This is a genomic window from Roseibium algae (genome assembly GCF_037783265.1).
Lineage (GTDB): Bacteria > Pseudomonadota > Alphaproteobacteria > Rhizobiales > Stappiaceae > Roseibium > Roseibium algae.
Genome location: NZ_JBAKIA010000001.1, coordinates 497,746 through 523,309 on the forward strand (window position 1 = coordinate 497,746; position 25,564 = coordinate 523,309).

The 25,564-nt window shown below is 53.8% G+C and carries 23 protein-coding genes; 12 read left to right on the forward strand and 11 right to left on the reverse strand.

Features of this window, described 5'->3' with window-relative positions; translation table 11 throughout:
* The first annotated feature begins 3 nt into the window (after positions 1–3).
* The 5 genes from V6575_RS02270 to V6575_RS02290 are packed head-to-tail and all read left to right on the forward strand — an operon-like array spanning position 4 to position 5,066.
* On the forward strand, positions 4–768 hold the full coding sequence (locus V6575_RS02270) for an SDR family NAD(P)-dependent oxidoreductase (protein WP_340272395.1): 765 nt from the start codon (positions 4–6) through the stop codon (positions 766–768).
* Positions 768–1,688 (forward strand): 2-dehydro-3-deoxygalactonokinase, encoded by a 921-nt coding sequence (locus V6575_RS02275; RefSeq protein WP_340272396.1) that lies wholly within the window; start codon positions 768–770, stop codon positions 1,686–1,688. Before V6575_RS02270 ends, V6575_RS02275 begins: the two co-directional genes overlap by 1 nt.
* A complete protein-coding gene (locus V6575_RS02280) occupies positions 1,685–2,287 on the forward strand; it encodes a 2-dehydro-3-deoxy-6-phosphogalactonate aldolase (protein ID WP_340272397.1) in 603 nt (200 codons plus the stop codon). Before V6575_RS02275 ends, V6575_RS02280 begins: the two co-directional genes overlap by 4 nt.
* An 8-nt stretch (positions 2,288–2,295) precedes the next feature.
* Complete coding sequence (locus tag V6575_RS02285) at positions 2,296–3,135, forward strand: SMP-30/gluconolactonase/LRE family protein (RefSeq protein ID WP_340272398.1); 840 nt, start codon at positions 2,296–2,298, stop codon at positions 3,133–3,135.
* A gap of 11 nt (positions 3,136–3,146) precedes the next feature.
* On the forward strand, positions 3,147–5,066 hold the full coding sequence (locus V6575_RS02290; protein ID WP_340272399.1) for a beta-galactosidase: 1,920 nt from the start codon (positions 3,147–3,149) through the stop codon (positions 5,064–5,066).
* A 45-nt stretch (positions 5,067–5,111) separates the two neighbouring features.
* Here V6575_RS02290 and V6575_RS02295 read toward each other — a convergent pair whose 3' ends face one another.
* The 8 genes from V6575_RS02295 to V6575_RS02330 all read right to left on the reverse strand — a co-directional run bounded on the left by V6575_RS02295 (position 5,112) and on the right by V6575_RS02330 (position 14,508).
* Complete coding sequence (locus tag V6575_RS02295) at positions 5,112–5,921, reverse strand: ABC transporter ATP-binding protein (RefSeq protein ID WP_340272400.1); 810 nt, start codon at positions 5,919–5,921, stop codon at positions 5,112–5,114.
* Positions 5,914–6,780, reverse strand: a complete 867-nt coding sequence (locus V6575_RS02300) for an ABC transporter ATP-binding protein (RefSeq protein WP_340272401.1) — start codon at positions 6,778–6,780, stop codon at positions 5,914–5,916. The genes V6575_RS02295 and V6575_RS02300 overlap by 8 nt, the downstream gene beginning before the upstream one ends.
* Positions 6,781–6,791: 11 nt before the next feature.
* A complete protein-coding gene (gene nikC, locus V6575_RS02305; RefSeq protein WP_340272402.1) occupies positions 6,792–7,715 on the reverse strand; it encodes a nickel transporter permease in 924 nt (307 codons plus the stop codon).
* A gap of 1 nt (position 7,716) precedes the next feature.
* Positions 7,717–8,784 (reverse strand): ABC transporter permease, encoded by a 1,068-nt coding sequence (locus V6575_RS02310; protein ID WP_340272403.1) that lies wholly within the window; start codon positions 8,782–8,784, stop codon positions 7,717–7,719.
* A gap of 16 nt (positions 8,785–8,800) precedes the next feature.
* On the reverse strand, positions 8,801–10,411 hold the full coding sequence (locus V6575_RS02315) for an ABC transporter substrate-binding protein (RefSeq protein WP_340272404.1): 1,611 nt from the start codon (positions 10,409–10,411) through the stop codon (positions 8,801–8,803).
* Positions 10,412–10,866: 455 nt separating this feature from the next.
* Positions 10,867–12,294, reverse strand: coding sequence for an amidohydrolase (locus V6575_RS02320; protein ID WP_340272405.1), 1,428 nt, complete (start codon positions 12,292–12,294; stop codon positions 10,867–10,869).
* 130 nt (positions 12,295–12,424) lie between these two features.
* Positions 12,425–13,597, reverse strand: a complete 1,173-nt coding sequence (gene argE, locus V6575_RS02325; RefSeq protein ID WP_340272406.1) for an acetylornithine deacetylase — start codon at positions 13,595–13,597, stop codon at positions 12,425–12,427.
* Positions 13,594–14,508 (reverse strand): LysR family transcriptional regulator, encoded by a 915-nt coding sequence (locus V6575_RS02330; RefSeq protein ID WP_340272407.1) that lies wholly within the window; start codon positions 14,506–14,508, stop codon positions 13,594–13,596. Before V6575_RS02330 ends, argE begins: the two co-directional genes overlap by 4 nt.
* Before the next feature lie 162 nt (positions 14,509–14,670).
* On the opposite strand from V6575_RS02330, the gene V6575_RS02335 reads away from it, so the two are divergent.
* The 5 genes from V6575_RS02335 (at position 14,671) to V6575_RS02355 (ending at position 20,173) form a co-directional block, all read left to right on the forward strand.
* Positions 14,671–16,248 (forward strand): ABC transporter substrate-binding protein, encoded by a 1,578-nt coding sequence (locus V6575_RS02335; RefSeq protein ID WP_340272408.1) that lies wholly within the window; start codon positions 14,671–14,673, stop codon positions 16,246–16,248.
* A 67-nt stretch (positions 16,249–16,315) separates the two neighbouring features.
* Positions 16,316–17,293: an ABC transporter permease gene (locus V6575_RS02340; protein WP_340272409.1), complete on the forward strand. Its 978-nt coding sequence runs from the start codon at positions 16,316–16,318 to the stop codon at positions 17,291–17,293.
* On the forward strand, positions 17,290–18,195 hold the full coding sequence (locus tag V6575_RS02345) for an ABC transporter permease (protein ID WP_340272410.1): 906 nt from the start codon (positions 17,290–17,292) through the stop codon (positions 18,193–18,195). The genes V6575_RS02340 and V6575_RS02345 overlap by 4 nt, the downstream gene beginning before the upstream one ends.
* The gene (locus tag V6575_RS02350) at positions 18,192–19,184 is read left to right on the forward strand and encodes an ABC transporter ATP-binding protein (RefSeq protein ID WP_340272411.1); all 993 of its coding nucleotides are present in this window, start codon (positions 18,192–18,194) and stop codon (positions 19,182–19,184) included. The genes V6575_RS02345 and V6575_RS02350 overlap by 4 nt, the downstream gene beginning before the upstream one ends.
* A complete protein-coding gene (locus tag V6575_RS02355) occupies positions 19,181–20,173 on the forward strand; it encodes an ABC transporter ATP-binding protein (protein ID WP_340272412.1) in 993 nt (330 codons plus the stop codon). Before V6575_RS02350 ends, V6575_RS02355 begins: the two co-directional genes overlap by 4 nt.
* Positions 20,174–20,221: 48 nt before the next feature.
* Here V6575_RS02355 and V6575_RS02360 read toward each other — a convergent pair whose 3' ends face one another.
* From V6575_RS02360 to V6575_RS02370, 3 genes are all read right to left on the reverse strand, one after another.
* A complete protein-coding gene (locus V6575_RS02360) occupies positions 20,222–21,232 on the reverse strand; it encodes an NAD-dependent epimerase/dehydratase family protein (protein ID WP_340272413.1) in 1,011 nt (336 codons plus the stop codon).
* Positions 21,233–21,353: 121 nt separating this feature from the next.
* Positions 21,354–22,262, reverse strand: coding sequence for a sugar kinase (locus V6575_RS02365; RefSeq protein ID WP_340272414.1), 909 nt, complete (start codon positions 22,260–22,262; stop codon positions 21,354–21,356).
* Positions 22,252–22,962, reverse strand: a complete 711-nt coding sequence (locus V6575_RS02370) for a GntR family transcriptional regulator (protein WP_340272415.1) — start codon at positions 22,960–22,962, stop codon at positions 22,252–22,254. Before V6575_RS02370 ends, V6575_RS02365 begins: the two co-directional genes overlap by 11 nt.
* Before the next feature lie 94 nt (positions 22,963–23,056).
* Between V6575_RS02370 and uxaC the strand changes: the two genes are divergently transcribed.
* Entirely contained in the window at positions 23,057–24,466 is a 1,410-nt protein-coding gene (gene uxaC, locus V6575_RS02375; RefSeq protein WP_340272416.1) for a glucuronate isomerase, read from the forward strand.
* 26 nt (positions 24,467–24,492) lie between these two features.
* On the forward strand, positions 24,493–25,473 hold the full coding sequence (locus V6575_RS02380; RefSeq protein ID WP_340272417.1) for a TRAP transporter substrate-binding protein: 981 nt from the start codon (positions 24,493–24,495) through the stop codon (positions 25,471–25,473).
* Positions 25,474–25,564: the final 91 nt, after the last annotated feature.

The window sequence follows — 25,564 nt, forward strand, 5'->3', positions numbered from 1 at the left end:
TTTATGACTGCCCAATTTCCTGATCTCAAAGACGCATCTGTATTCATAACAGGAGGTGGCTCGGGCATCGGAGCAGCTCTCACCAGCGGCTTTCTGGCGCAAGGAGCCAAGGTGGCTTTCGTGCAACGCTCGGATGCGAGTGAATTCTGCGACGAAATGGAAAAGGCTCACGGCAATCGCCCCTTGTTCCTGCCGTGTGACATCACCGATATTTCAGCACTCAAGTCGGCCATCGACAGCGCCTCAAAGGCACATGGGCAGGTCACAGTGTTGGTCAACAATGCCGCAAACGACGAGCGCCATCGCACAGAAGACGTCACTGAAGAGTATTGGGACTGGTGCCAGTCGATCAATCTGAAGCCTTACTTCTTCGCCTGTCAGCATGTGCTCGCAGGTATGAAGGCAGCTGGCGGCGGCTCAATCATCAATTTCTCGTCCATTTCCTACATGATGGGGAACGGCGGTTATCCAGGGTACACGACGGCGAATTCCGGCATTAATGGCATGACCCGGGGCCTTGCGAGAGAGTTCGGGCCTGACCGCATTCGGGTCAATACTCTTGCACCTGGCTGGGTGTTGACGCAAAAGCAAAAGGATCTTTGGGTGACACCGGAAGCTCTCGGTGCGCACATTGATCGGCAATGCCTCAAAGATGAAATCGCACCAGAGGATATCGTTGACCCGGTTCTGTTTCTCGCCTCGAATTCCAGCCGCATGATGACCGGGCAAGCACTCGTTGTAGACGGCGGCGTTGTGGTGACCGGCTAATGGCAACGAACCAAATTTCCTGGATTGCCGCAGACTGGGGTACGACCAATCTGCGCATCTGGCTGATGAGTGCATCCAACGACATTATGGCGCATCGTCAGTCCGACAAAGGCATGGGCAAGCTGAAGCCTGCGGAATTCGAAGCGGCCTTGCTCGACCTTTTGGACGATTGCCTCACCCCAGACGCTGAAACCCCGGTGGTGATCTGCGGCATGGCGGGGTCCCGCCAAGGCTGGGTCGAAGCGCCCTATATAACCACGCCCTGTACCCCGCCCGGGTTGGCCGATGCGACCCATGTCACCGGCACTGACAGACGCATCACCGTATCGATCCTTCCAGGCGTCAAACAAATCGATCCTGCAGATGTCATGCGCGGGGAAGAAACCCAAATCGCCGGTTTTTTAGCCAGTGAACCATCTTTTACCGGAATCATATGCCTGCCCGGAACCCATACAAAATGGGTGCATGTGAGCAATGGCACAATTGCATCGTTCTCAACCTTTATGAGCGGAGAACTCTTCGATCTGCTGTCCCGGCAATCGGTTTTGCGGCACGGTGTCCAACAAAGTGAGATTAATACGGAAGCCTTTTCGTCTGCCATCATGGACATCAAGAAGGCCCCGCAAAATTTCGCTGCAGAACTCTTTGGAATCCGAGCCAAAGGACTGATCGCTGGTCTGACCCCGTCTGCAGCTTTCAGCCGCTTGTCCGGTCTTGTGATTGGCGCGGAACTGTCCGCTCTTGACCTAACGGCCGCACCAGATGGCAATGTTATTATCCTTGGTGCTGATCGTCTCGCCGATGCTTATGCGACAGGTCTGCAAGCCCTTGGCTTATCCAGCCGCAAGACGTCCGTCGAAACGGCAACCCTCCACGGGCTGATCCTGGCTCATTCTCAATTGAAAGAAACGGAAACATGACCCGTCCCCTGATTGCTATCTTGCGCGGCATCACTCCGGACGAAGCCATTCCCGTGGCTGAAGTACTGATCTCTGCAGGCATCACCCGCATCGAAGTGCCGCTGAATTCTCCGGATCCTCTCAACAGTATAGGCCAGATGGCCAAGGCTTTTAACAGTGTGGCCGAAATCGGAGCCGGGACCGTTCTGGATCCATCAAGCGTTGAGGACGTGAAGAACGCCGGTGGAACGCTCATTGTATCGCCAGACTGCAATCCTGAAGTGATCAGAGCAACCAAGGCGGCAGGCATGTCATCTTTTCCAGGCGTGATGACACCGAGCGAATGCTTTACAGCGCTGCGCAATGGGGCGGACGGTTTGAAGCTCTTTCCCGCGTCCCTGATTGGGCCGTCCGGTTTGAAAGCCATTCTTGCTGTTCTACCAAAGGGAACAGAAACCTATGCCGTCGGTGGTGCGGGGCCAGACAACTTCATAGACTGGCTTGCGGTAGGCATCACCGGCTTTGGCATAGGCACAGCGCTCTATCAGCCAGGCCTCTCCGTTGACGAGGTCCTTGAGCGTGCAAAATCCATTGTCTCAGCTTATGATAAATGCCGATAGGACGCCCGATGAGCGAAGTATTTGATACGAGGCGCTGCACTCTTGGCGAAGGGCCGCTCTGGCATCCCGAACGGCAACAGTTATTCTGGTTTGATATTCTGGAAAAACGCCTGCACACGCAAATCAATACAGACCAGCAGACTTGGCAGTTCGATGAGCATGTCTCTGCAGCAGGCTGGATCGACCGTGACAGGCTGCTGATCGCCAGCAACACAAAACTGTTCGAGTTCAACATCGCAACCGGAACCTGCCGCGACATCTGCCCGCTGGAGGCAGACAATTCGGTCACCCGCTCGAACGATGGCCGCGCGGACCCTCAAGGCGGCTTCTGGATCGGCACCATGGGCATGAATGCCGAGCCTGGTGCTGGAGCCATCTACCGTTACTATCGGGGCGAGCTTCGGAAGCTCGTTCCAGATGTGACGATCTCAAACGCCATCTGTTTCGCGCCAAGTGGCAAGACCGCTTACTATGCAGACACAGACCTTCAAAAGATCTGGCGCTTGTCTCTCGACAAACAGGGGTGGCCTATGGGAACTCCGGATGTGTTCGTAGATCTGGCCGCAGACAAACTGTTTCCGGACGGTGCAGTTGTCGATGCCAATGGCAACCTGTGGAATGCTCAATGGGGCGCACATCGTGTCGCCTGCTATTCGCCAGATGGCCAGCTTATCGACACCATAGAGTTCCCGGCAGCGCAGATCTCCTGCCCGGCTTTTGGCGGCCAAGACATGAGCACCCTTTTTGCGACCTCAGCCGCAATTGGCATCAGCGGCGATGAAAATGGGCTGACATATTCCGCGAACACATCAGCCCGTGGGCAACGCGAACATCCTGTCATTCTCTAGGTCACCAAATCATGAAACGCACACTTGGCACTTGTTATTATCCCGAGCATTGGCCAGAGGAAATCTGGGCAGCCGATGCCCGCCGCATGGCTGACACAGGTCTGACCTGGGTCCGTATCGGAGAGTTTTCCTGGGTCCGCATTGAGCCTAAAGCAGGTGACCTTCAGTGGGATTGGCTGGACAGGGCGATTGAGACCCTTGGCCGGGAAGGCCTCAAGGTGGTTTTGGGCACTCCGACAGCGACCCCACCTCGCTGGATGCTACACCGACACCCGGACATGCTGGCTGTCGATGCCGAAGGCCGTGAACGCAAATTTGGATCTCGCCGCCATTACTGCTTCTCTCACGAAGGGTTTGCTCAGGAATCGGATCGGATCGTCAGGCTTATGGCCGAGCGCTATGGCCGCAACCCGCATTTAGCAGCCTGGCAGACGGACAATGAATACAGCTGCCATGACACCACCCTGTCCTATTCAGATGCGGCACAGGAAGCCTTCAGACCGTGGCTGAAAGCCCGGTACGGTTCGATAGAGGCGCTCAACAGTGCGTGGGGCAATGTCTTTTGGTCGATGGATTATGCCAGTTTTGATGACATTGCCCTGCCGAACCTGACGGTGACCGATCCGAACCCGGCCCATATGCTGGCCTTTCGCCGGTTCAGTTCAGATCAGGTCGTGCGCTTCAATCGCCGGCAAGTCGACATTATCCGGCAGCACAGCGATGCCCCGATCAGCCATAACTTCATGGGACGCACCACAGATTTCGATCACTTCAAAGTGGGCGACGATCTGGAAATTGCGACTTGGGACAGCTATCCACTCGGCTTCCTGGAGGATCGTGTCGAGGCCTCAGATGAGCACAAACGCCGTTTTGCCCGCCAGGGAGATCCGGACTTCCAAGCCTTTCATCATGATCTCTACCGGGCCGTCGGCAAGGGGCGTTGGTGGATCATGGAACAGCAGCCCGGACCGGTCAACTGGGCACCCTACAATCCTGCGCCATTGCCTGGCATGGTCCGCCTTTGGACGTGGGAAGCCTTTGCCCACGGTGCAGAAGCCGTTTGCTATTTCCGCTGGCGGCAGGTGCCTTTTGCGCAGGAACAAATGCATGCAGGCATGCTGCGTCCTGACAGCGCCGCAGCGCCCGCCTTGGCAGAAGCTCAAGATGTTGCAGATGAAATAGCAGACGCCCCGGATGTCTCGATCGCTCCAGCCCCGGTTGCGATCATCTTCGACTACGATTCAGATTTTGCATGGACCACCCAGCCACACGGCAAGGGGTCCAGTTACTTTCAACTTGTCTTCGACACCTATCGCGCCCTTCGCAAGCTTGGTCTCTCCATCGATATTCTGCCTGCAAGCAGCCGCGATTTCTCAAACCACAAGCTGATCCTGGCACCCGGCTTGATGCATATTCCTGAAAGTCTGAAGCGCGCCTTCATAGAGACATCCGCTACAGTGCTGCTTGGGCCCCGTGCCGGAGCGCGCGGTGTGGACTTGGATATGCCCGTGCCTTTGGCACCTGACATTCCAGGCCTCGAACTGGCCGTTTCCCGAGTGGAAAGCATACGCCCCGACATGCCTATGGCAGTCCAGGGCGGCGGTTCAATCATCAATTACCGAGAAGAGTTGGAGACGGCCTCAAACATTCTGTTGCAGTTGGAAGACGGATCCCCTCTGGCCGTAGAAGGCGACAATCTCATCTACATGGGAGGTTGGGGCGATCAATCTACTCTCGCACGACTTCTGACCAGTGTGTGCACCAAGATCGGCATTGGAACCGTGGAACTTCCGGACGGCATCAGAATAAGGGAAACCGAAACCGAACGTTTCTGGTTCAACTATGGAGCAGAACCGGCTCACTTCGCCCAAAGAAACATCCCAGCAGCAGGCGTTCTTCGTGAGGCGCTTACTGACGAACGGGCCGACTAACGCTGAAATGCCAAAACGGGCCGCCTTTGCGGCCCGCCCAATTGTTCAGGCATCTTCTGCAGCAAAGAATTCCGGATCATACCCCTTGCTGGCCATCAACAGCTCGCGAGTGTAGGCCTCTTTCGGCTCTGAGTTCCGCATCTGTTCGACGCTCATCACCTCCACCACCTTGCCGTGGCTCATCACGGCAATCTCGTCGCACATGTGCGCAACAACAGCCAGATCATGGGTCACCATGAGATAAGTGAGATTACGCTCTTTACGCAAATCCGACAACAAATTGAGGATCTCCGCTTGCACGGAGACATCCAGCGCCGACGTCGGTTCATCCAGCAACAGGATATCCGGTTCCAGCATCAAGCTGCGCGCCACTGCGACGCGCTGCCTCTGACCACCGGAAAGCTGATGCGGATAGCGAAACCGAAATGACTTCCCAAGGCCAACGTCGTCAAGCACTGTCAAGACACGGTTTTCGATATCCTTGATGCCATGAAGCTTGAGCGGCTCCGACAAGATCCGATCCACCGTATGACGTGGATGCAACGACGCATAGGGATCCTGAAACACCATCTGGATCTTCCGATAGAAAGCCTTGTCTCGCTTGGTTTGCAAAGGCGTCCCGTCGACGCTGATTTGTCCGTCCCAATCATCGATCAAACCACTGATCGCCCTCAGAACGGTCGACTTGCCTGATCCGCTTTCACCAACAAGTCCGTAGCTTCCACCCTTCTCAACCGAAAACGACACATCGTTGACAGCCTGGAAAGTTTCCTCGCCTTCACCGAAATAAACATTAAGGTTTGCGATTTCGAGCGCCCGGCGCTGCATCTGCTTGTCTCCTGCAGCCTCAGTCATAGGCCACCACGCTTTCCTGATCCCGCCAAGCCTGATCCCGATCTAAAACCGCCAGTGATTTCTTTGGCTCGTCGATCTGCGGCAGAGCTGCAAGAAGCCCGCGTGTATAGGGATGCTTTGCGTTGTGAAGCTCGCTCGCCTTGCAGGTTTCCACGATCTTACCGCCATACATGATGATCACACGGTCACAAAAGGACGACACCAGATGCAGGTCATGGCTGATGAAGATCAAGCCCATGCCACGATCTTTGACCAGTTTGTCCATGATCGCCAGAACCCGCATCTGGACAGTCACATCCAGCGCAGAGGTCGGTTCATCTGCAATCAGCAAGTCCGGATCGGGGATCAACATCATGGCAATCATGATGCGTTGTCCCATACCGCCGGAAACTTCATGAGGATAGCTGTTATATACACGCTCCGCATCACGGATCTGAACAGCCTCCAGCATCTCGATGGCCTTGCGTTTGGCTTGCCCACGCGATGCACCACTGTGTAGCCGGTAGGCCTCCGAGATCTGCTTCCCAACCTTCATCACCGGGTTCAGGGAAAACTTCGGGTCTTGCATGACCATCGAAATCTTGTGCCCACGAACACTGCGCATTTGCTTTTCGGAATAGTCCAGCAGGTTCTCACCCTTGAACGTAATTTCCTTGGCAGTCATTTCTCCAGGCGGCCTGATCAATCGCAAGATTGAGCGACCTGTCATGGATTTTCCTGAGCCGCTTTCCCCAACGATGCCGACCCGTTCTCGTCCAACAGCGAATGAAATGCCGCGAACGGCTTCCACGACACCATTACGGGTCGGAAACCGAACCCAAAGATCCTCAACGCTCAGCAGAGTTTCTTTCTCAATCATGTCCTCTGCCCTCACGATTTGGATTTCTTCGGATCGAGAATATCGCGCAAACCATCCCCAAGTAGATTGAAGCCGAGCGAAACGATGAAAATCGCCAGCCCTGGCATGGTCGCAACCCACCACTGATCCAGAATGAACTTGCGGCCAGCGGAAATCATGGCACCCCATTCAGGCATCGGCGGCTGGGCTCCAAGGCCTAAAAAGCCAAGCCCGGCGGCCGTCAAAATGATCCCGGCCATATCCAAAGTCATGCGTACAACGATGGAAGACAAGCACAAAGGCCAGATGTGTCTAACAATGATATGCAACGTTCCAGCGCCCTGCAATCGAACAGCAGAGATGAAATCCGAGTTGCGGATCGTCAGCGTTTCGGCCCGTGCGATACGGGCATAGGCAGGCCAAGAGGTGATGGCGATGGCAAGGATCGCATTTTCAATACCCGCCCCCAGTGCGGCCACAAAGGCCAGTGCCAGAACCAGCTTCGGGAACGCCAGGAAAATGTCTGTAATTCGCATCAGGGCTTCATCAATCCATCCCCCCATATAGCCAGCGAAGGTTCCTACAAGCAGGCCAAAGACCGGAGCTGTTAGGGCCACCAAAGTCACGATCATGAGGGTGATGCGAGATCCATAGACAATCCGGCTGAAGATATCCCGGCCCAGCTCATCAGAGCCCAGCAGATATCCGCCAGATCCTGGAGGGCTCAACCGCTCAGCAAGATTCTGGGCCAGCGGATCAGCCGGAGCAATATACGGCGCGAAAGCAGCGCAAAGCACGAGCGCCACAAGAATCAAGAATCCCAGAAAAGCCAAGGGATTGGCAACAAGCTTGAGCCAGCCGAGATAGGCCTGGATTGCTTTCGCATGAGACGGCGAAGTTGGGACATCGGCATTGAGCCAAGCCTTCAGCCCGCCGGTTTCAGTTTTTTCAGTCATCTCAGCGGGACCTTGGATCGACGATCTTGTAGAGGAAATCGGACAAGAGATTGAGACCGACAAAGACGAGACCAACGATGACAGTGCCGCCAAGCACTGCATTCATGTCTGCAGACAAGAGCGCATTGGTGATGTAATTGCCAAGTCCGGGCCAGGCGAAGATGACCTCAGTCAAGACCGATCCTTCGAGCAGGCTTGCATAGCTCAGCACAATGACCGTTATGAGCGGAATCATGACGTTGCCAAGGGCGTGACGCCAAATCACTTTCGTTTCCGACAGACCCTTGACCCGTGCTGTGGTGATATATTCCTGACCAAGCTGCTCCAGCATGAATGAACGTGTCATGCGGCTGATGTAGGCCAGAGAGTAATAGCCAAGAATCGAGGCTGGCAGGATGATATGGCTCACCGCGTTCCAGAAGATGGTCCAATCACGAGCGATCAAACTGTCGACCAGGATCATGCCGGTTACGGACGGGATAATATCTTCATAAAAGATATCGAGACGCCCAGGCCCGCCAACCCAGCCAAGCTTGCCGTAGAACACCATAAGGCCAATAAGACCGATCCAGAAGATCGGCATGGAATAGCCAAACAGGCCAATAAAACGGATCACCTGATCCGGCCAACGGCCTTCATAAACGGCAGATACAACCCCCGCTGGGATTCCGAACAGAACACCGATGATCGTGGCCAATGTCGCCAGTTCCAGCGTTGCAGGGAAAACACGGGCAATGTCGTCAAGCACAGGCCTGGCAGTCAAATTCGACATGCCGAAGTTGCCAGTCACCACATCGCGAACATAATAGAAGAACTGAACGATAAACGGCTGATCAAGACCGAGCTGCTTATACGCCGCTTCATATATTTCATTGGACGCCCGCTCGCCAACAACAGCAAGCACGGGATCAATCGGCATCACACGTGCGATCAGGAACGTGACGAACAACAAGCCGAACAGCGTTGCTATTACAGAAAACAGGCTCGCGCCAATGCGCTTGGCCACGCGAAGGAAGGGTGAGGCGGCCTTCCGCCGCCTCACCCCTTGAGTGGTATCCACACTCGTCATTTGGTTTTCGCCGCTCTTACTTGGTTACGTTGCCGTAGTAAGACCCGGTGATCGCAGCACCCATGGAATAACCTTCCACATCAGCACCAAGACCATTCTGCTCCGTTTTCTGGAACATGATTGCGAAAGGTGCTTCCTTTTGGAAGTCTTTCTGCATGTCCACATACATCTGAGCCCGCTTGGCCGTATCGCTTTCCTGAACAGCAGCTTCCGTGCGTTCAGTGAAACCTGTTGCCGGCCAAGCATTTCTCCAGGCCAGTTTGCCAGTCAGCTTGGCTTCAAGGCTGTTGTCCGGGTTGGATGCAAATGTATCAGCATTGGTCTGTGGATCTGGATAATCTGGGCCCCAAACGCCAACGTAGATCTGGAAATCACGGGCGCGATATTTGCCAAGAATCTCTTTTCCGGTTCCCTGAATGATAGAAACCTTGATGCCAGCCTGAGCAAAATTGTTCTGCAGGGCCTGTGCAATATCAAGGCGGTCCTGTTCAGTCCGCACGATGAACTCAACTTCAAAGCCATCTTCATAGCCAGCTTCAGCAAGCAGGGCCTTTGCCTTTTCAATGTCCAGCTTGAACGGCTTGTCCTTTAGCTCTCCAAGGTAGGAAAGCGGCAGGAACGCCTGATGGACAATATACTGGCCCTTCAGGAAGGAGTCAGCCATCCCGTCATAATCGATCAGGTATTTAATGGCCTCGATGACCTTAGGGTTGGAAAGCGTTTCATCTCCCTGGTTCATCGAGAGGTACATGACGCGACCACGAAGATCCTGCTGGACTTTCAAATGTTTGTCGTCAGCCAAACCAGCCACATCTTCTGGCGTCAGGTTACGGGCGATATCAACATCACCCTTTTCCAGCAAAAGACGCTGTGTGGCAGATTCAGGGATATGGCGGATAATGACCCGCTTCATCGCAGGTTCGCCCCCAGAGAAATTCGGGTTGGACGAGATCGTCAGCGATTCATTTGGTTTCCAGCTGGTCAGGTTGAAAGCACCTGAACCTGCAGAATTGACCTTCAACCAGGCATTGCCCAGATCGCCATCAACTTCATGTTCCTGAACAACCTTGCTGTCTACGATGCTCGCGATAGCAGATGTCATGCAGTTCAGAACGAAGGATGGTGCATATTTTTTGTCGGTCACCAGAACGAACGTGCTGTCGTCTTTTGCGACCAGGGTCTCGCCCAGATTATCTTCCGTGAAACCAAACTGGGTCAGAATGAACGATGGCGTCTTCTTCAAGAGAATTGCGCGACGCAGCGAGAATTCAACATCCTTCGCCGTGATCGGATTGCCCGAAGCGAACTTCATGCCGTCAGCAATCTTGAAGGTGTAGGTTTTGCCGTCCTCGGAGATGTCCCAGCTTTCAGCAATCGAAGGACCGAAGCCCTTGGAGAAATCACGGTCATCATAATCGACCAGTGTCTGGTAGACACTGTTGGCATAGTCCGTGCCTGAGAACTCAAACATCTCCTGCGGATCAAGAGAAATCAGATCATCAATCCGGTGCGCCACAACAAGCATATTCGGTGGTGTTTCTGCATGGGCAGCCGGAATGGCGCCAATCATCGGCAGAACAAGTGCTGTCGTTAGAGACAACGCTGCAATGGATTTCTTAAAAAGCATCTTATGCTCCCCTTATTGTGAATTTTCGCATGGCTGGAAAGTTGAGGCCTCACGAGCGGTGACAGTCTGCCCACGACACTACGAAAGTTGCAAGGGCTAGAAATTGAGCAAATACTCAAAAAAACAGACGAAACCATTTTACTTACCCAACATGATCCGACCTGCCTCAGCAGTAAAATTGCCGATGCACTTAAAACCTACGAATCCTGCTCAAATTTTGAAATAATAATCCGAAAAACCGGATACACCGGCAACTATATGACGAAATCGCTTTGAGAGAACACAAAGTAGTTCTTCAAATTCTCCGATTTCACGTCCGGAATCGCCGCTAAAATGTCAACCTAAAAAAGCGGGGTATTTCTGAAGCAATAACTGCCTTTATTTTAATCGCACCCGAAACATAAACGAACAGATGCCAGGCGCAAACGAAGCTCGCGCCTGGCACTGAAGGAACGTCACTCAGCAGCTGGACGCGGTTGAAGGGGGGGACGCACATCCTCAGGGAGCGGCGAAACATATGGCTCTTCTGCCAACAGAGCCTGATGGGCCCTTTGAGCCGCTTCGCGCAAATCCGGATCAGTAAATGCCATGACAGCCGTCTGAGCCATCGCCTTTGCGGCGTGTACCATTCCCTTGTGAGCCAAGGCGGACTGCCCCTGTGCGGTAACCTGCCAAGTGTGCAGCTGAGTACCAATGGCATGGGTTGCAACTCGAGCCTGGATCGTTGGCACTTTCCAGGACACATCTGCAACATCGGTTGAGCCAACCAGCACTTCGCCCTGAGCTTCTAGCGGAACAACATAATCACAAAGCGGATAATTATCCCGGCGCGGAACACCAACAAGACGATAGGCCGCCTGAATGTCCTCATCCGTCAACGTTGCCTGAATCTGCGCACCATATGCACGATCCTGGTCGTCGAACGGAACACCACCAAGGCTTTGCAACGCCGTTTCCATTGCTTCCGCCAAAGGTTGGTTCGGAAGCATGTTGGCCACGGCACTCATCACACTGGTGCTGACTGTTGTCTCTGTCATGATAGCAGCACCCTCGGCCACCTTGCGTACCCGTTCGATTAGGCTACGCATGCCGGACAGAGTTCGCGAGCGAACAACGAACCGCGCCTTGGCATATCCCTGAACCACGTTCGGGGCCGTACCACCAGCATCCAGGATTGAATAATGCACCCTGTCAGTGTCCGGCATATGCTCACGCAAGTAGTTAACACCCACGCACATGAGCTGCACTGCATCCAACGCGGAACGGCCCAGATGTGGTGATGCCGCCGCATGGCTGGATTTTCCAGTGAACTCGAAATCAATCCGAGTGTTTGCAAGGCTGATCATCTCGTCAACGCGTGTCATCGAAGCAGGGTGCCAGGTGATTGCGATATCCACGTCGTCGAACACGCCTTCCCGCACCATGAATGCCTTGGCCGCGCCCCCTTCTTCCGCAGGGCACCCCATATAGCGAACCCGTCCTGGAGTTCCGGTTTCCACCAACCAGTCCTTAAGACCGGTCGCAGCCAATAGAGCAGCTGAGCCAAGAAGATTGTGACCGCACCCATGACCATTGCCACCGGGCACAATCTCTTTTTGCTCGGCAATACCCGCAACCTGGGACAGCCCAGGCAATGCGTCGTACTCACCAAGTATCGCGATCACCGGACCGCCTTCACCAGCCTCGCCTGACACAGCTGTCGGAATTCCAGCAACACCTTCCGTGACCCGGAAACCCTTTTGCTTCAACATAGCGGTATGTTCAGCACAAGATTTATACTCGCCGTAGAGCAGTTCAGGCGTTTCCCAGACCCTATCGGCCATTCCGATCAGATCATCCTTGTGGGTTTCAACATTCTCCCAAATCGGCTGGGTATTCTTCATGAGTATACATCTCTCCGAACAAGCACCATCGCCCCGCCAGACGGAACGGTCGGTGCAGACTAATATGACGAAGTCCATCGGAAGCGCTCAGACAGTCAGAAAACCTCTGCCAGATGAGCACTCCTTCGGATCAGGAACAGTGCGAAATCAAGCGATCCAGAAACACTTCACAGGCTTCCAGTTCCTTGATTGTTATAAATTCATCCGCCTTGTGAGCCCGTGCGATAGAGCCGGGGCCACACACGGTCGTAGGTATGCCAGCGTTCTCCCGGAACAGTCCCGCTTCCGTGCCATAGGCAACCTTGGAATGACCGTTCTTTCCGGCAAGATATTTTGTAAAGCCGACGATCTCCTCATCAACATTCGTTGCCAGCCCGGGAATGCCGGAAATCGCCGCGAATGATATGCCGCACTCCGGATCGACCGTCTTCATGCGCGGTTCAAGAACATCACGCGCATAGCTTTTCACTTCATCAACCAGCGCATCAATGTCCTCTTCCGGCAAAGCCCGGAATTCAAAATCAAACACGCATTCCTCGGGAACAATATTGAGTTGCGTCCCGCCAGAGATCTTGCCGACGTGGCTTGTTGTAACCGGCATGTCGTAAAGGCTATCGTTCAGCCCTTGTGCCAGGCGCTCACCGATCTCCCGAATTTTCATGATCAGCGCTGCCGCATATTCAATGGCATTGACGAAATTCGGCGCCAGGGAAGAATGTCCGGATTTACCAGAAACCGTTACGCGCAAGCTGCGTTTGGACTTGTGCCCGATGACCACTTCCATGGCAGTCGGTTCGCCGACAAAACACCCGAGGGGCGCGGTCGGCCAGCCGGCCATATCTGCCACCATGCTGCGAACACCGATACAACCAATCTCCTCATCATAGGAGAAGGCCAAATACAGTGGAGTTTGCAGATCTGCTGAGACCATAGCCGGAAGCTTGGCAAGACAGCATGCCACGAAACCCTTCATATCCGAGGAGCCTCGTCCGTAAAGCCTTCCCTCATCTTCGCGCAACACAAAAGGATCGCTCGACCAAGCCTGCCCTTCAACCGGCACAACATCGGTGTGACCGGACAGGACATAGCCAGGTTTTTCGGCAGGCCCAACCCTCGCCAGAAGATTGGCTTTGGCGCCGGTCTCATCATAAAACCGCCGACCCTGAACTCCATAGCTGTTCAGATAAGCCTCAATATAATCAATGGCGGGCAGATTGGAGTTGCCCGTCGACGTATCAAATCCCACCAGATCGGCAAGGATTTGCGGTGCTGATCTAACGGGCAATGCTGTATCAAGTGTCATGTTATAGCTTCCGACCACTGGTCGTTTCTGGTGGATATGCGGATATGGCGCATCAAGGCACGAGCCCCTGCACTTTGGGCCTGGCTTGCCGGCAATAGAAAGCAGGTTCGAAATTCGACATCATCGTCAATCGGCTTGATAAGAACTCCTTCGCCAATTGATTCTGCAATCGGGAAAGGGTTTACAAAACCAACCCCCACACCAGCCCTGACGAATTCAAGATTGGCAACCGTCGTCGCTGTTTCGGCCACGACATTGGGTTCCACTTTCGCCCGTGCGAACATCTGATCAACTGTGGATCGCAAAGGATGCCGTTTCACCGAGGACACAATCGGATATCCTTCTAAGTCTGCTGGCGAAATTACGTCCTTTTCGCTGAGCGGAGAATTCGCAGGAACCAAACACACCAACTTCGAGCGCCGGAACGGGATTTGCATCACGCCCGGCTGGCGTGTTGTAAAATCCGCAACCGCGACATCATAAAGTTCGTCAGCCACATTTCGGATAAGCCTGTCTGAATCGCAAACATCGAAAAACACGTCGTAATCCGGTTGCAGTTTCATGAAAGAACTCATGCGAAGGTGCAGAAAGCGATGTGCGATGGTTGGCGGTGCCCCGACCCGCAACAATGGTTTGGCAGATCCAAGAGGCTCTCTTTGATCAATCGACGCCAAGGCTGTAAAAATTGGGTCAAGAGCATCGTTTAAACCAAGCGCCTCGGCGGTTGGTTCCAGTCGGCCGCCACTGCGAATGAACAATGCATTGCCGACGCGCGCCTCCAGGTTCGCGATTGAACGGCTCACAGCTGACTGAGAAATTCCCAGTTGCTTTGCGGCAGCCGTTGTTGTTCCCGCGATGATCATTGCACGCAGTGACTCATATTCTCGAATGGAATGCCAATTTTGTCTCACCTTATAATCTTTCGTTATTTACAGAGCGCCGCCAAGGCGCAACACAGTTCTATTATTATGAGCTAAACGCATAGATTTTCCCATATAAGCTGGATAGCTATTCGAATACTCTGCCTAAGTTTAGTCCTGCGTTTAAAAAACAGGCATGCCAAAGGGGATAAGATGAAAAGACAAATTGTAGCCGCAGCCGTCATGAGCACCTTGCTCACCGGTGCAGCCTTTGCTGATGACCTCACCATAGGCCTCTCAACTGAACCAACGTCAATTGATCCGCATTATCATAACCTGACACCGAACAGCTCATTCTCCAGACACATCTTCGACACCTTGATCGGCCAGAATGAAGTTCAGGCACTTGTTCCCGGACTTGCCACGTCCTGGAAGCCTCTGAACGACACCACCTGGGAATTGAAACTCCGCGAGGGCGTAAAGTTCCACGACGGCACCGACTTCAACGCAGATGACGTTCTATTCAGCTTTGAGCGCGCACCAAATGTGCCGAACTCACCGTCCAGCTTCGGTGCCTACGCCAAGGGCAAAGTCTTCAAGAAAATTGACGACTATACGATCCACATCGAAACACCTGGCCCATCGCCGCTAGTACCGAATGAAATCTCGCAGATCTCGATTGTTTCAGACAGCATCAAAGACACTGCAACAACGGCCGACTTTAACTCCGGCAAAGCCGCCATCGGCACAGGTCCTTACAAGTACAAAGAATATGTACCTGGCGACCACATCGAAATTACCGCCAACCCAGACTATTGGGGTGACAAGGCAACTTGGGACAATGTGACCTTCAAGCCGATTTCCTCCGGCCCCTCGCGTATCGCAGCCCTCTTTGCAGGCGACGTTGATCTCATCAGCGGCGTTCCAACCAGCGACATTGAGAACATCAAGCGTACTGCTGGCGACCGTTTCGGCGTCTGGCAGGGAAGCTCCAATCGCGTTATCTATCTGCACCTTGATCAATTCCGTGAAAATTCGCCCTTCGTAAAAGCCAACGACGGTTCAGACATCAAGAACCCGCTGATGGATCAACGTGTGCGGAAAGCTCTCTCCAAGTCGATCCGCCGCGAAGCAATCGTCCAGCGGGTTATGGAAGGCGTTGCCATTCCCGCCGGTCAGCTTCTTCCCGATGGGTTCTTTGGCGTCTCCGACAAACTGAAGGTCGAACCATACGACCTTGATGGTGCGAAGGCTCTTCTTGATGAAGCCGGATATGGTGATGGCTTCCAGCTCACCGTTCACGGCCCGAACGACCGTTATATCAATGACGCCAAGATTGCTGAAGCGCTTGGACAAATGTTCACCCGCCTTGGCATCAAGACCAGTGTCGAAACAATGCCACGGTCGGTCTACTTCAAACGCGCCTCTGCGGGTGCGGAAGGTCTCCCGGAGTTCTCGCTTATTCTTGTTGGATGGGGAGCAGGCTCCGGTGAAGCTTCTTCTCCGCTGAAGTCTCTCATTCACACCTATGACAAGGCTCATGGCTTCGGAAGCTCCAACCGTGGACGTTATTCCAATCCTGAGATTGATGCCATGATTGAAGAGGCTCTCAGCACCGTTGACGATACAAAACGTCAGGAGCTTCTGGCCAAAGCAACGGAAATGGCGATCGAAGATCTCGCGATTATCCCCCTTCACTTCCAGGTCAACACTTGGGCGTCCAAGAAGGGGCTGAAATACCTGCCACGCACGGATGAATTCACACTGGCGATGGGCGTCAGCAAAGAATAATCCTAACAACACTCCTGTTTCCCGGGTCACATGTTGGCCCGGGAAACCAAGACAAGACAATCATCATATGCTTGCCTTCCTTATACGTCGTCTCGGCCAAAGTGCTCTTGTTGTCGCTCTCATGGCCACTATTGTTTTCTTCGGCGTCAACGTTGTTGGCGATCCCGTCGACATGCTTGTCGCACCTGATGCAGATCAGGCAGAACGCGCCCGTGTTATTGCCGACTTCGGCCTCGACAAGCCGGTCATCGAGCAGTTCGGCTACTTCGTGAAAGGCGCATTGCAAGGCGATCTGGGGAAATCCTTCATTTTCGGCGAGCCTGCCACCAAACTGATCCTTGAACGCCTTCCCGCGACGATGGAACTGGCCATTGTTGCTCTCTTGATTGCGCTGATCTTCGGAATTCCACTCGGTGTCTATGCTGGCATTAAACCGAATTCTATGGGATCACGTGCCATCATGGCCATGTCCATATTCGGCTTTTCTCTGCCAACCTTCTGGGTCGGCATCATGCTCATCATGTTGTTTGCCGTACAGCTTGGCTGGCTTCCTGCCACGGGCCGTGGAGATACGGCCAGTTTTCTTGGCATTCAAAGCAGCATTTTCACCCTCGACGGTCTGTCCCATCTGGCCTTACCTGCATTCAACCTCGCTCTCCTGAAAATGTCCCTCGTTATCCGGTTGAGTCGCGCAGGCACCCGAGAGGTCATGCAACAGGACTACATCAAGTTCGCCAAGGCCAAAGGACTGTCTTTCGGTCATATCGTGCGAGTGCATCTCATGAAGAACATCATGATCCCGGTGGTGACAGTTCTTGGACTTGAGTTCGGCTCCCTGATTGCCTTTTCGGTTGTAACCGAATCCATTTTCGCCTGGCCGGGAATGGGCAAACTGCTGATCGACGCCATCCTGCAGCTCGATCGACCGATCATCGTGGCTTACCTCATGATCATCGTGGTGCTCTTCGTCACCATCAATCTCATCGTAGACATCCTCTATTCAGCCCTGGATCCCCGGGTTGCCCTTTCGGAAAAGAACTCATGAGCGCAGCCCCAATCACCCCCGTTGCGCAAAAAGAGAACCGCTTTGCGGTGTTTGCTGCACGGTTTTTCGAAAACAAGATTGCAGCAGGTGCACTTGTCGTTCTGATCTCCATCATTCTACTTGCCGTTCTCGCCCCCTGGATCACACCACAAAATCCTTATGATCTGGGACAAGTGGACATCATGGATGGCCGGATGAAGCCAGGTGAGGAAGCCTTTGCAGGCTATACATTCTGGCTGGGCTCGGACGGTGCCGGCCGAGATCTTTACAGCGCCATCCTCTACGGTCTGCGGATTTCACTGATGGTCGGTGTGTTCAGCGGATTGATCGCTCTCGTGATCGGTACGGCCGTCGGTCTGATTGCGGCATATGCTGGTGGACGGACAGAAACACTGATCATGCGACTGGTCGATCTCCAGCTGTCGTTTCCTGCCGTTCTTGTTGCTCTGATGTTGGTCGCTGCTATGGGCAAAGGCGTCGACAAGATCATTATAGCACTCGTCACTGTCCAATGGGCTTACTACGCCCGTACAGTTCGTGGAAACGCCCTGAGTGAGCGCAAGAAAGAATATGTCGAGGCTGCAAAAAATCTTGGCCTGTCCTCAAGCCGTATCCTGTTTGGGCACATCATGCCGAATTGCCTGTCACCACTCATCGTGGTTGCAACAATCCAGACCGCCCATGCCATTGCGCTTGAGGCTACCCTCTCGTTTCTTGGCATCGGCTTGCCCCAGACAGAACCTTCTCTTGGCATCCTGATTTCCAACGGGTTTGAATACATGATGTCAGGTAAATACTGGATCAGTGTGTATCCCGGGCTCGCGCTTCTCATAACCGTTTTCAGTATCAATCTCGTTGGCGACCAACTGCGTGACGTACTCAATCCAAGGCTTAACAAATGACCAGCCCCATCCTCTCCATTCGTGACCTGGAGACGCATTTCTTCACCCGGGGCGGTGTGGTTAAAGCGGTCAACAAGGTTTCCCTCGACATCAATGAAGGCAAGATTCTCGGTCTCGTGGGAGAATCCGGCTCAGGAAAATCGATCACCGGCTTCTCCATCATGCAATTGATTGATGAACCCGGACGGATTGTCGGCGGATCGATCAAACTGAAGGGAGAGGAACTCGTTTCGCTCTCCGAACGCCAGATGCGTGATGTTCGCGGCAAACGGATCTCGATGATTTTCCAGGATCCAATGATGACCCTCAATCCCGTGCTCAAGATCGGCGCACAGATGACTGAGGCAATCACAGCACACGAGAAAGTGTCGAAACGGGACGCCTGGCAGCGCGCGCGCGATGGTCTTGCCGAAGTCGGCATCCCCTCTCCTGAAGAACGCCTGGAAGCCTATCCGCATCAACTTTCCGGCGGCATGCGCCAACGAGTTGCCATCGCAATTGCGTTTTTGAACCGCCCGGAATTCATCATTGCTGATGAGCCCACAACGGCGCTCGACGTAACGATCCAGGGCCAAATCCTGGCGCAGGCCCAAAAGCTCTGCTCGCAGTATAAAACCGCCATGATATGGATCACCCACGATCTGTCCGTAGTCTCTGGCCTGGCTGATGAAATCGCAGTTATGTATGCTGGCCGAATTGTGGAGCAAGGTCCTTCGGCCCTGGTTCTCAATCAACCGCGTCATCCCTACACCGCAGGCCTGATCAAGTCTGTTCCCGGAAAACACATGGTTGGGCATCGCCTCTACCAGATCCCGGGCATGACCCCATCCCTGCTGACCTTGGGCGACGAATGCGCCTTCCAGGCCCGCTGCCCGCACAAAAAAGACCAATGTAAAACGGGCCCCGCGATGACGGAGGACGGCGCGCGCTTATACCGTTGTCATAATCCCATTACCGGTCTTAATATTTCCGAGGAGCTCGGTGCATGACCGACATTCTTCAAATTGACGGTGTCTCAAAGGCCTTCACCCAGCCGCTCGATCTGGCAGCCAAAACAGCCAATCTGTTGGGAGCAAAGAACCGCGAAGTTCGGGTAGAGGCCGTTGACCACGTCAACCTCTCGATCCGAAAGGGCGAAGTTCTCGGTGTTGTTGGCGAATCCGGATGCGGAAAGTCAACACTGGGCCGCATGGTCGCAGGTATCCACAGTCCTTCCGGCGGCGACATCATCTGGAAAGGAAAAACATACTCCCAGATGAACGGGAGCGAGAAAAAAGCCTATATTCTGGCGGTTCAGATGATCTTCCAAGATCCCTACTCGTCGCTGAACCCACGCAAAAAAGTCATACAGGCAATCAGCGAAGCTCCGATTGCCCATGGCCTTGTTCAGTCCAGCGAGCGCGATGAGTTTACAGTCAAGACCCTGGAAAGGGTTGGCCTCGACCCATCCCTGAGGAACCGCTATCCGCACCAGTTTTCAGGCGGGCAGCGCCAGCGCATCGGCATTGCCCGGGCCCTGGCCGTCAATCCTGAGTTTCTGGTATGCGATGAATCCATCGCAGCTCTGGATGTGTCGATCCAGGCGCAGATCATCAATCTCTTTCTCGACCTGCGGGAAGAACTCGATCTGACCTATATGTTCATCAGCCATGATCTGTCCGTTGTGCGCCATATCTCTGACCGCGTGGCAATCATGTATCTTGGACGTGTGGTCGAGTTGGCATCTGCCAAGGACATATTCGCCGACGCAAATCACCCGTATTCGCAAGCGCTTCTTGCGGAAGCGCCTCAGATCACGGAGGGTCATCGCACTTTCCATCCGATCAAGGGCGAAGTTCCCTCGGCCATCAACCCGCCATCGGGATGTCACTTCCACCCGCGTTGCCCGCATACGACCGCACGGTGCAAAACGGACAAACCGGAACTCAAGGAAATCGCGCCGGGACGTTATTCCGCCTGCCATTTGAATGCAGCATAGGGTTTAAGCTCGCAGATAGCGCGAACAATTCTCGGGGAAGCTTAAGGATCAGGCGCCGTAATACTCGCGATACCATTGAACGAAACGGGTTACTCCCGTTTCGACATCCGTCTTCGGGCGGTAACCGGTCAGTGACTGCAGCAAATCCGCATTGGCCCAGGTGGCCGGTACATCACCGGCCTGCATCGGCATGAAGTTCCGTTCTGCGATGCGCCCTGTGGCTCTTTCTATGGCTGCAATGAAGTCATTCAGCTGCACTGAATTCGAATTGCCGATATTGACCACCCGCCAGGGCGCGACCGGAGACAGGCTGTCACCTTCAGTAACGGCACCATCGTCAGGCCGAACCGGCACCGCATCGATCAAGAGCCGGATGCCCTCCACCAGATCCTCCACATAAGTGAAGTCCCGCTTCATGTCGCCGTGATTGTAAACGTCGATTGCCTGGCCTTCTAGGATCGCCTTTGTGAACTTGAACAGCGCCATGTCCGGACGTCCCCAAGGACCATAGACCGTAAAGAACCGGAACATCGTCACGGGTAAATCAAACAAGTGCGCATAGGAATGCGCCATGTTCTCGGTCGCTTTTTTTGTCGCAGCATAAAACGACATCTGATGGTCGGCCTTATCTGTCTCCGTATACGGCATTTCAGTGTTCGCACCGTAGGCAGAAGAGGTCGACGCCAGCAATATATGTTGTGGCGGATGGGCACGCGCAGCTTCCAAAAGCTCAAATGTGCCGCAGATATTACTTTCCAGATAAGAACGGGGATTCTCGATGGAGTACCGCACGCCTGCCTGAGCCGCCAAATGAATCACAACGTCCGGCGTTTCGCGGGCGAACAGCTGCATCAGCAAACCCGGCGTTTCAATTCGGTCATTCACTGCCGTAAAATACTCGTTTTGCAACAGCATTTGCTGCCGCCGTTGCTTGAGCTTGACGTCATAATAATCCGTCATTGCGTCCAGGCCGATGACGCGAAACCCGTTTTCAAGCAATTGCGTGCAAAGAAAATAGCCGATGAAGCCGGCAGACCCTGTGACCAAAGCTGTGCGCATATCGCCCAATACCAAAGAGGAACACTCAAGCGATGCTTACCTCGGTAGCACGCGCATTACAATTACCCTTGCCATCACAAAGGCATGCACGTGAGCTGCCTGCTCTAAATCACAATCAAAATTACGCAGGTTCCAACACATCAACCAAGGCACCGCGCTGGCCAATCACCCGGCAGGCAAGACGATTGCCCGCATCAACAGCCTTTTTCAGATCACCATCGTCCAGATAAGCTGCCAGGAACCCAGCATTGAAGCTGTCCCCCGCCGCAGTCGTATCCAGAACATTCTCAACCGGAATTGAGGAATAGCTAGAAAGCACACCATCACGTAGGCAAACAACGTCGCCAGGTCCGTTCTTGACCACAACAAGCCCGGCCCCAGCCCCTCCGTAACGACGTGCTGTTTCCTCTTGAGAACCATCATTGAAAAACGTGACTTCATCCTCATAGGACGGCAGAATAATATCGCTATGCTGCGATGCTTTGGTGATCACCTCCCGCATCTCATCAACATTCGACCACAAGCGCAGACGCAAGTTGGGATCCAACACAATGGTGGAACCAGCAGCCCGCGCCTTGGCGATTCCCTCCAGAAAGGTCACCCGATCTGGTTCAGCCAAAATGGCAAGTGTAATTCCCGAAAAATAGACCACCTTCGCGCCATCTAATTTTGCCTGGAAGTCATCCGCATCCGAGGCCAGTGTTTTGGCCGCCGAATCTGAACGCCAATAGGCAAAGCTGCGTTCACCATTGCTGAGCTGGATCACATAAAGCCCGACTGTCTTGTCATCGCGCCGACCAATAATGCCAGTATCAAGACCTGCAGCCTCAATGAACTGAACCATACTATTGGAAACGCCATCAGTGCCGACAGTCGTCAAGTAAGAGACAGTCCAGCTCTCAGGAAAAAGCTTGCGCGCATACCAGGCCGTATTAAGCGTGTCGCCTGCAAAGCCCATGACATAGGTGCCGTCGGCAGTTGGCGCCATCTCCACCATGCATTCACCCATGGCGACAAATTTATATTTCACTATCAACCTCTTTAGCGAAAAAGTCCTCATGATCGGCGCGTATGCGGCCGATTTGCCCTTTTATGCGCCCCAGATGCTCAGTCATAAGGTTCGCTGCATTATCCACATCACGTGCGCGAATAGCTTCCAAAACGCGAACATGATCGCCAAAGGCATCCTCAGAAGCAAAAGAAAGCGATAAAAACCGTACCCGATCCATATGGGCCTTGTTTTCACGAATGATATCCCACGCGAAGCTTAATCCGGAGCGCTCACAGATCTCCCGATGAAACTTGTCGTCCAACGCATGAAACAAGACGGGCTCCTTGGCTTCCACAGCCATACGCTGCTCGTCAAGAACGCTTTGAAGCCGACCCAAGTCATCAGAGGTCAACTTCTGGCAAGCTATCCGAACCACATCAGCTTCAATGGCACTACGGACAAAACGAGCTTGAAACACCGCTTTTTCTGAAATGAAAGACACAGTCGTTGCACGTTGCGGCCGGATCGAGAGGAAGCCGAGTTTCGACAGACGATAAAATGCATCGCGCACAGGCTGCCTCGACACATCAAAGGCCTTGGCAACTTCTGCTTCCGACATTTTCGTGCCCGGCGGCAACTCCAGCGACAATATCTGCCGGTGCAATTCCTCGAACACAGCGTCGGCAACAGACGGCCTGCTCAGCGGTTCCAGTACTTTCAACAGGCTCGGTCCCGACATATTTCTCTCCGTTGACTCGCTGCGTATACTAGCATATTAGAAAACTAGCATGATGAAAAGCCTTAGTTTCAAAAGGCCATAAGCAGGGATGAACATGGTGGGACGATTGGATCCGGACAGACTGTTTCCAACAGATGAGAAAACACGTGCAACGGCGCGTGCGCTCTACGAAACCGTCAAGGATCTGCCAATCATCAGCCCGCACGGACACACCGATCCGCGCTGGTATGCCGAAAACGAGGCGTTCCCCGACCCCGCTCAGCTGTTCATCACACCAGATCATTATGTATTCCGCATGCTTTGCTCCCAGGGCCATTCCCTTGAGAGCCTGGGCGTACCGCGCGCAGATGGTGGTCAGACCGAAACCGACGGACGTAAAATCTGGCGGATATTTGCTGAAAATTCCCATCTGTTCAGGGCCACCCCCTCAAGAATGTGGCTGGACCACGCATTTGAGGAAATCTTCGGCTGGACAGAGTTGGTAAACACGAAAAATGCTGATGCATCTTACGACCATATAGCCGAGTGCCTTACACAACCAGACTTTCGTCCGCGCGCTCTATTTGACCGTTTCAATATCGAGGCAATCGCGACAACGGAATCTCCACTTGATGACTTGAAATGGCATCGGATGATCCGCGAGAGTGATTGGAACGGGAAGGTCGTCACAGCCTATCGTCCAGACGCAGTTGTAGACCCAGAATTCGATGGCTTCGCGGAGAACATCGAAAAGTTAGGCCACATGGCTGGCGAGAATGCGACCAGCTGGAGGGGTTACCTGGAAGCTCATCGCAATCGCCGCGCCTACTTCAAGGACTTTGGTGCCACATCGTCAGATCACGGCCACCCAACCGCGCGGACTGAAAATCTCTCCGACAAGACGGCCGACGACCTGTTCCAGAAAGCCCTGAAAGGCAGCTGCACACCTGAAGAAGCCGACGCGTTTCGCGGTCACATGTTGACTGAAATGGCCAAAATGAGCCTAGAGGACGGCCTCGTCCTACAAATTCATCCTGGCAGCTATCGCAATCATTCGGGCCCAGTCATGACAGCATTTGGCCGTGACAAGGGCTTCGACATCCCAACCAGAACCGACTACGTGCGCGCCCTCAAGCCAATGCTGGACGTTGTCGGCATGGATCCGAAACTGTCGATCATACTGTTCACCCTGGATGAGACAGCCTATGCCCGTGAACTGGCACCACTGGCAGGAGTATACCCAGCTTTGAAGCTTGGCCCGGCCTGGTGGTTCTATGACAGCCCGGAAGGCATGCGCCGGTTCCGTGAAATGACCACGGAAACTGCAGGCTTCTACAACACTGTCGGTTTCAACGACGACACGCGCGCATTCTGTTCCATTCCGGCCCGTCACGATGTGGCCCGCCGGGTGGACTGCGCTTATCTCGCCACGCTCATTGCCACCGGGAGGTTGGCAGAGGACGAGGCACATGAGGTCGCACATGACCTCAGCTACCGGCTTGCAAAGCAAGCCTACCGGCTCTGACGAGTCATCATGATGGGAGGAAAATCATGAAAATTGTAAAAACACTGGCATCAGCACTGCTGGCTAGCGTCGCGCTAGCGACCACTTCGATGGCGTGTGAAATCACGCTCAAATCATCTGACACGCATCCAGACGGCTATCCAACCGTTACCGCTGTCCAGCACATGGGCAAGCTTCTGGAAGAACGCACAGACGGACGTCTTTGCATTGAAGTGTTCCATTCCGCACAGCTCGGCCAGGAAAAAGACACCATCGAACAGACCAAATTTGGTGTGATCGACCTGAACCGTGTGTCCACCGGTCCGTTCAACAACCTGGTTGAAGAAACCAAGGTTATTTCCCTGCCGTACGTTTTCAAATCCGTTGACCACATGCACACTGTCATGGATGGCCCAATCGGTGAAGAAATCCTGGAAGCATTTGTTCCCCACGGCTATGTCGGCTTGGCATTCTATGACGGCGGCTCACGCAGCTTCTACAACAAGGTCAAGCCGATCAAATCAATCGACGATCTTGCTGGCATGAAGGTTCGTGTCATGCAGTCCGACATCTTTGTCGACATGATGACGGCTCTGGGTGCCAACGCGACGCCAATGCCTTACGGCGAAGTCTACTCCGCCATTCAGACTGGCGTTATCGATGGTGCTGAAAACAACTGGCCGTCTTTTGAATCTTCAGGTCACTATGAAGTTGCTGGTTACTACACACTCGACCAGCATCTGATTGTTCCAGAAGTCCTCGTCATGTCCAAAATCAGCTGGGACAAACTGTCTGCTGACGATCAGGCAGCAGTTCGTCAGGCTGCCAAGGATTCTGTCCAGGTTATGCGTGATCTCTGGGTTGCCCGTGAAAAGGCATCTGAGGAAAAAGTACGCGCTGCCGGTGTTGAAGTCATCACCGACATCGACAAAGCTCCGTTCATGGCAGCCATGGACAGCGTCTATGAAAAACATGTCACATCCGACAAGCTCAAGGACCTCGTAGCCCGCATCCGCGCTACCGATTGATCTGAACGAAAAGGCCCATGGCGCGCGTCGTCATGGGCCTTAATAATCCGCCATTGTTGTTTCACTTCTCTTCAACAATGGCGGATGAAAT

Excerpts from the sequence above, each read along its gene's own strand:
- V6575_RS02350 (WP_340272411.1), top strand. The coding sequence starts at position 18,192 with ATGACCAGCCCCATCCTCTCCATTCGTGACCTGGAGACGCATTTCTTC.
- nikC (WP_340272402.1), bottom strand. The coding sequence starts at position 7,715 with ATGACTGAAAAAACTGAAACCGGCGGGCTGAAGGCTTGGCTCAATGCC.
- V6575_RS02275 (WP_340272396.1), top strand. The coding sequence starts at position 768 with ATGGCAACGAACCAAATTTCCTGGATTGCCGCAGACTGGGGTACGACC.
- V6575_RS02315 (WP_340272404.1), bottom strand. The coding sequence starts at position 10,411 with ATGCTTTTTAAGAAATCCATTGCAGCGTTGTCTCTAACGACAGCACTT.
- V6575_RS02380 (WP_340272417.1), top strand. The coding sequence starts at position 24,493 with ATGAAAATTGTAAAAACACTGGCATCAGCACTGCTGGCTAGCGTCGCG.
- V6575_RS02300 (WP_340272401.1), bottom strand. The coding sequence starts at position 6,780 with ATGATTGAGAAAGAAACTCTGCTGAGCGTTGAGGATCTTTGGGTTCGG.
- V6575_RS02370 (WP_340272415.1), bottom strand. The coding sequence starts at position 22,962 with ATGTCGGGACCGAGCCTGTTGAAAGTACTGGAACCGCTGAGCAGGCCG.
- V6575_RS02290 (WP_340272399.1), top strand. The coding sequence starts at position 3,147 with ATGAAACGCACACTTGGCACTTGTTATTATCCCGAGCATTGGCCAGAG.
- V6575_RS02310 (WP_340272403.1), bottom strand. The coding sequence starts at position 8,784 with ATGACGAGTGTGGATACCACTCAAGGGGTGAGGCGGCGGAAGGCCGCC.
- argE (WP_340272406.1), bottom strand. The coding sequence starts at position 13,597 with ATGACACTTGATACAGCATTGCCCGTTAGATCAGCACCGCAAATCCTT.
- V6575_RS02360 (WP_340272413.1), bottom strand. The coding sequence starts at position 21,232 with ATGCGCACAGCTTTGGTCACAGGGTCTGCCGGCTTCATCGGCTATTTT.
- V6575_RS02345 (WP_340272410.1), top strand. The coding sequence starts at position 17,290 with ATGAGCGCAGCCCCAATCACCCCCGTTGCGCAAAAAGAGAACCGCTTT.
- V6575_RS02335 (WP_340272408.1), top strand. The coding sequence starts at position 14,671 with ATGAAAAGACAAATTGTAGCCGCAGCCGTCATGAGCACCTTGCTCACC.
- V6575_RS02340 (WP_340272409.1), top strand. The coding sequence starts at position 16,316 with ATGCTTGCCTTCCTTATACGTCGTCTCGGCCAAAGTGCTCTTGTTGTC.
- V6575_RS02280 (WP_340272397.1), top strand. The coding sequence starts at position 1,685 with ATGACCCGTCCCCTGATTGCTATCTTGCGCGGCATCACTCCGGACGAA.
- V6575_RS02270 (WP_340272395.1), top strand. The coding sequence starts at position 4 with ATGACTGCCCAATTTCCTGATCTCAAAGACGCATCTGTATTCATAACA.
- V6575_RS02355 (WP_340272412.1), top strand. The coding sequence starts at position 19,181 with ATGACCGACATTCTTCAAATTGACGGTGTCTCAAAGGCCTTCACCCAG.
- V6575_RS02295 (WP_340272400.1), bottom strand. The coding sequence starts at position 5,921 with ATGACTGAGGCTGCAGGAGACAAGCAGATGCAGCGCCGGGCGCTCGAA.
- V6575_RS02285 (WP_340272398.1), top strand. The coding sequence starts at position 2,296 with ATGAGCGAAGTATTTGATACGAGGCGCTGCACTCTTGGCGAAGGGCCG.
- uxaC (WP_340272416.1), top strand. The coding sequence starts at position 23,057 with ATGGTGGGACGATTGGATCCGGACAGACTGTTTCCAACAGATGAGAAA.
- V6575_RS02320 (WP_340272405.1), bottom strand. The coding sequence starts at position 12,294 with ATGAAGAATACCCAGCCGATTTGGGAGAATGTTGAAACCCACAAGGAT.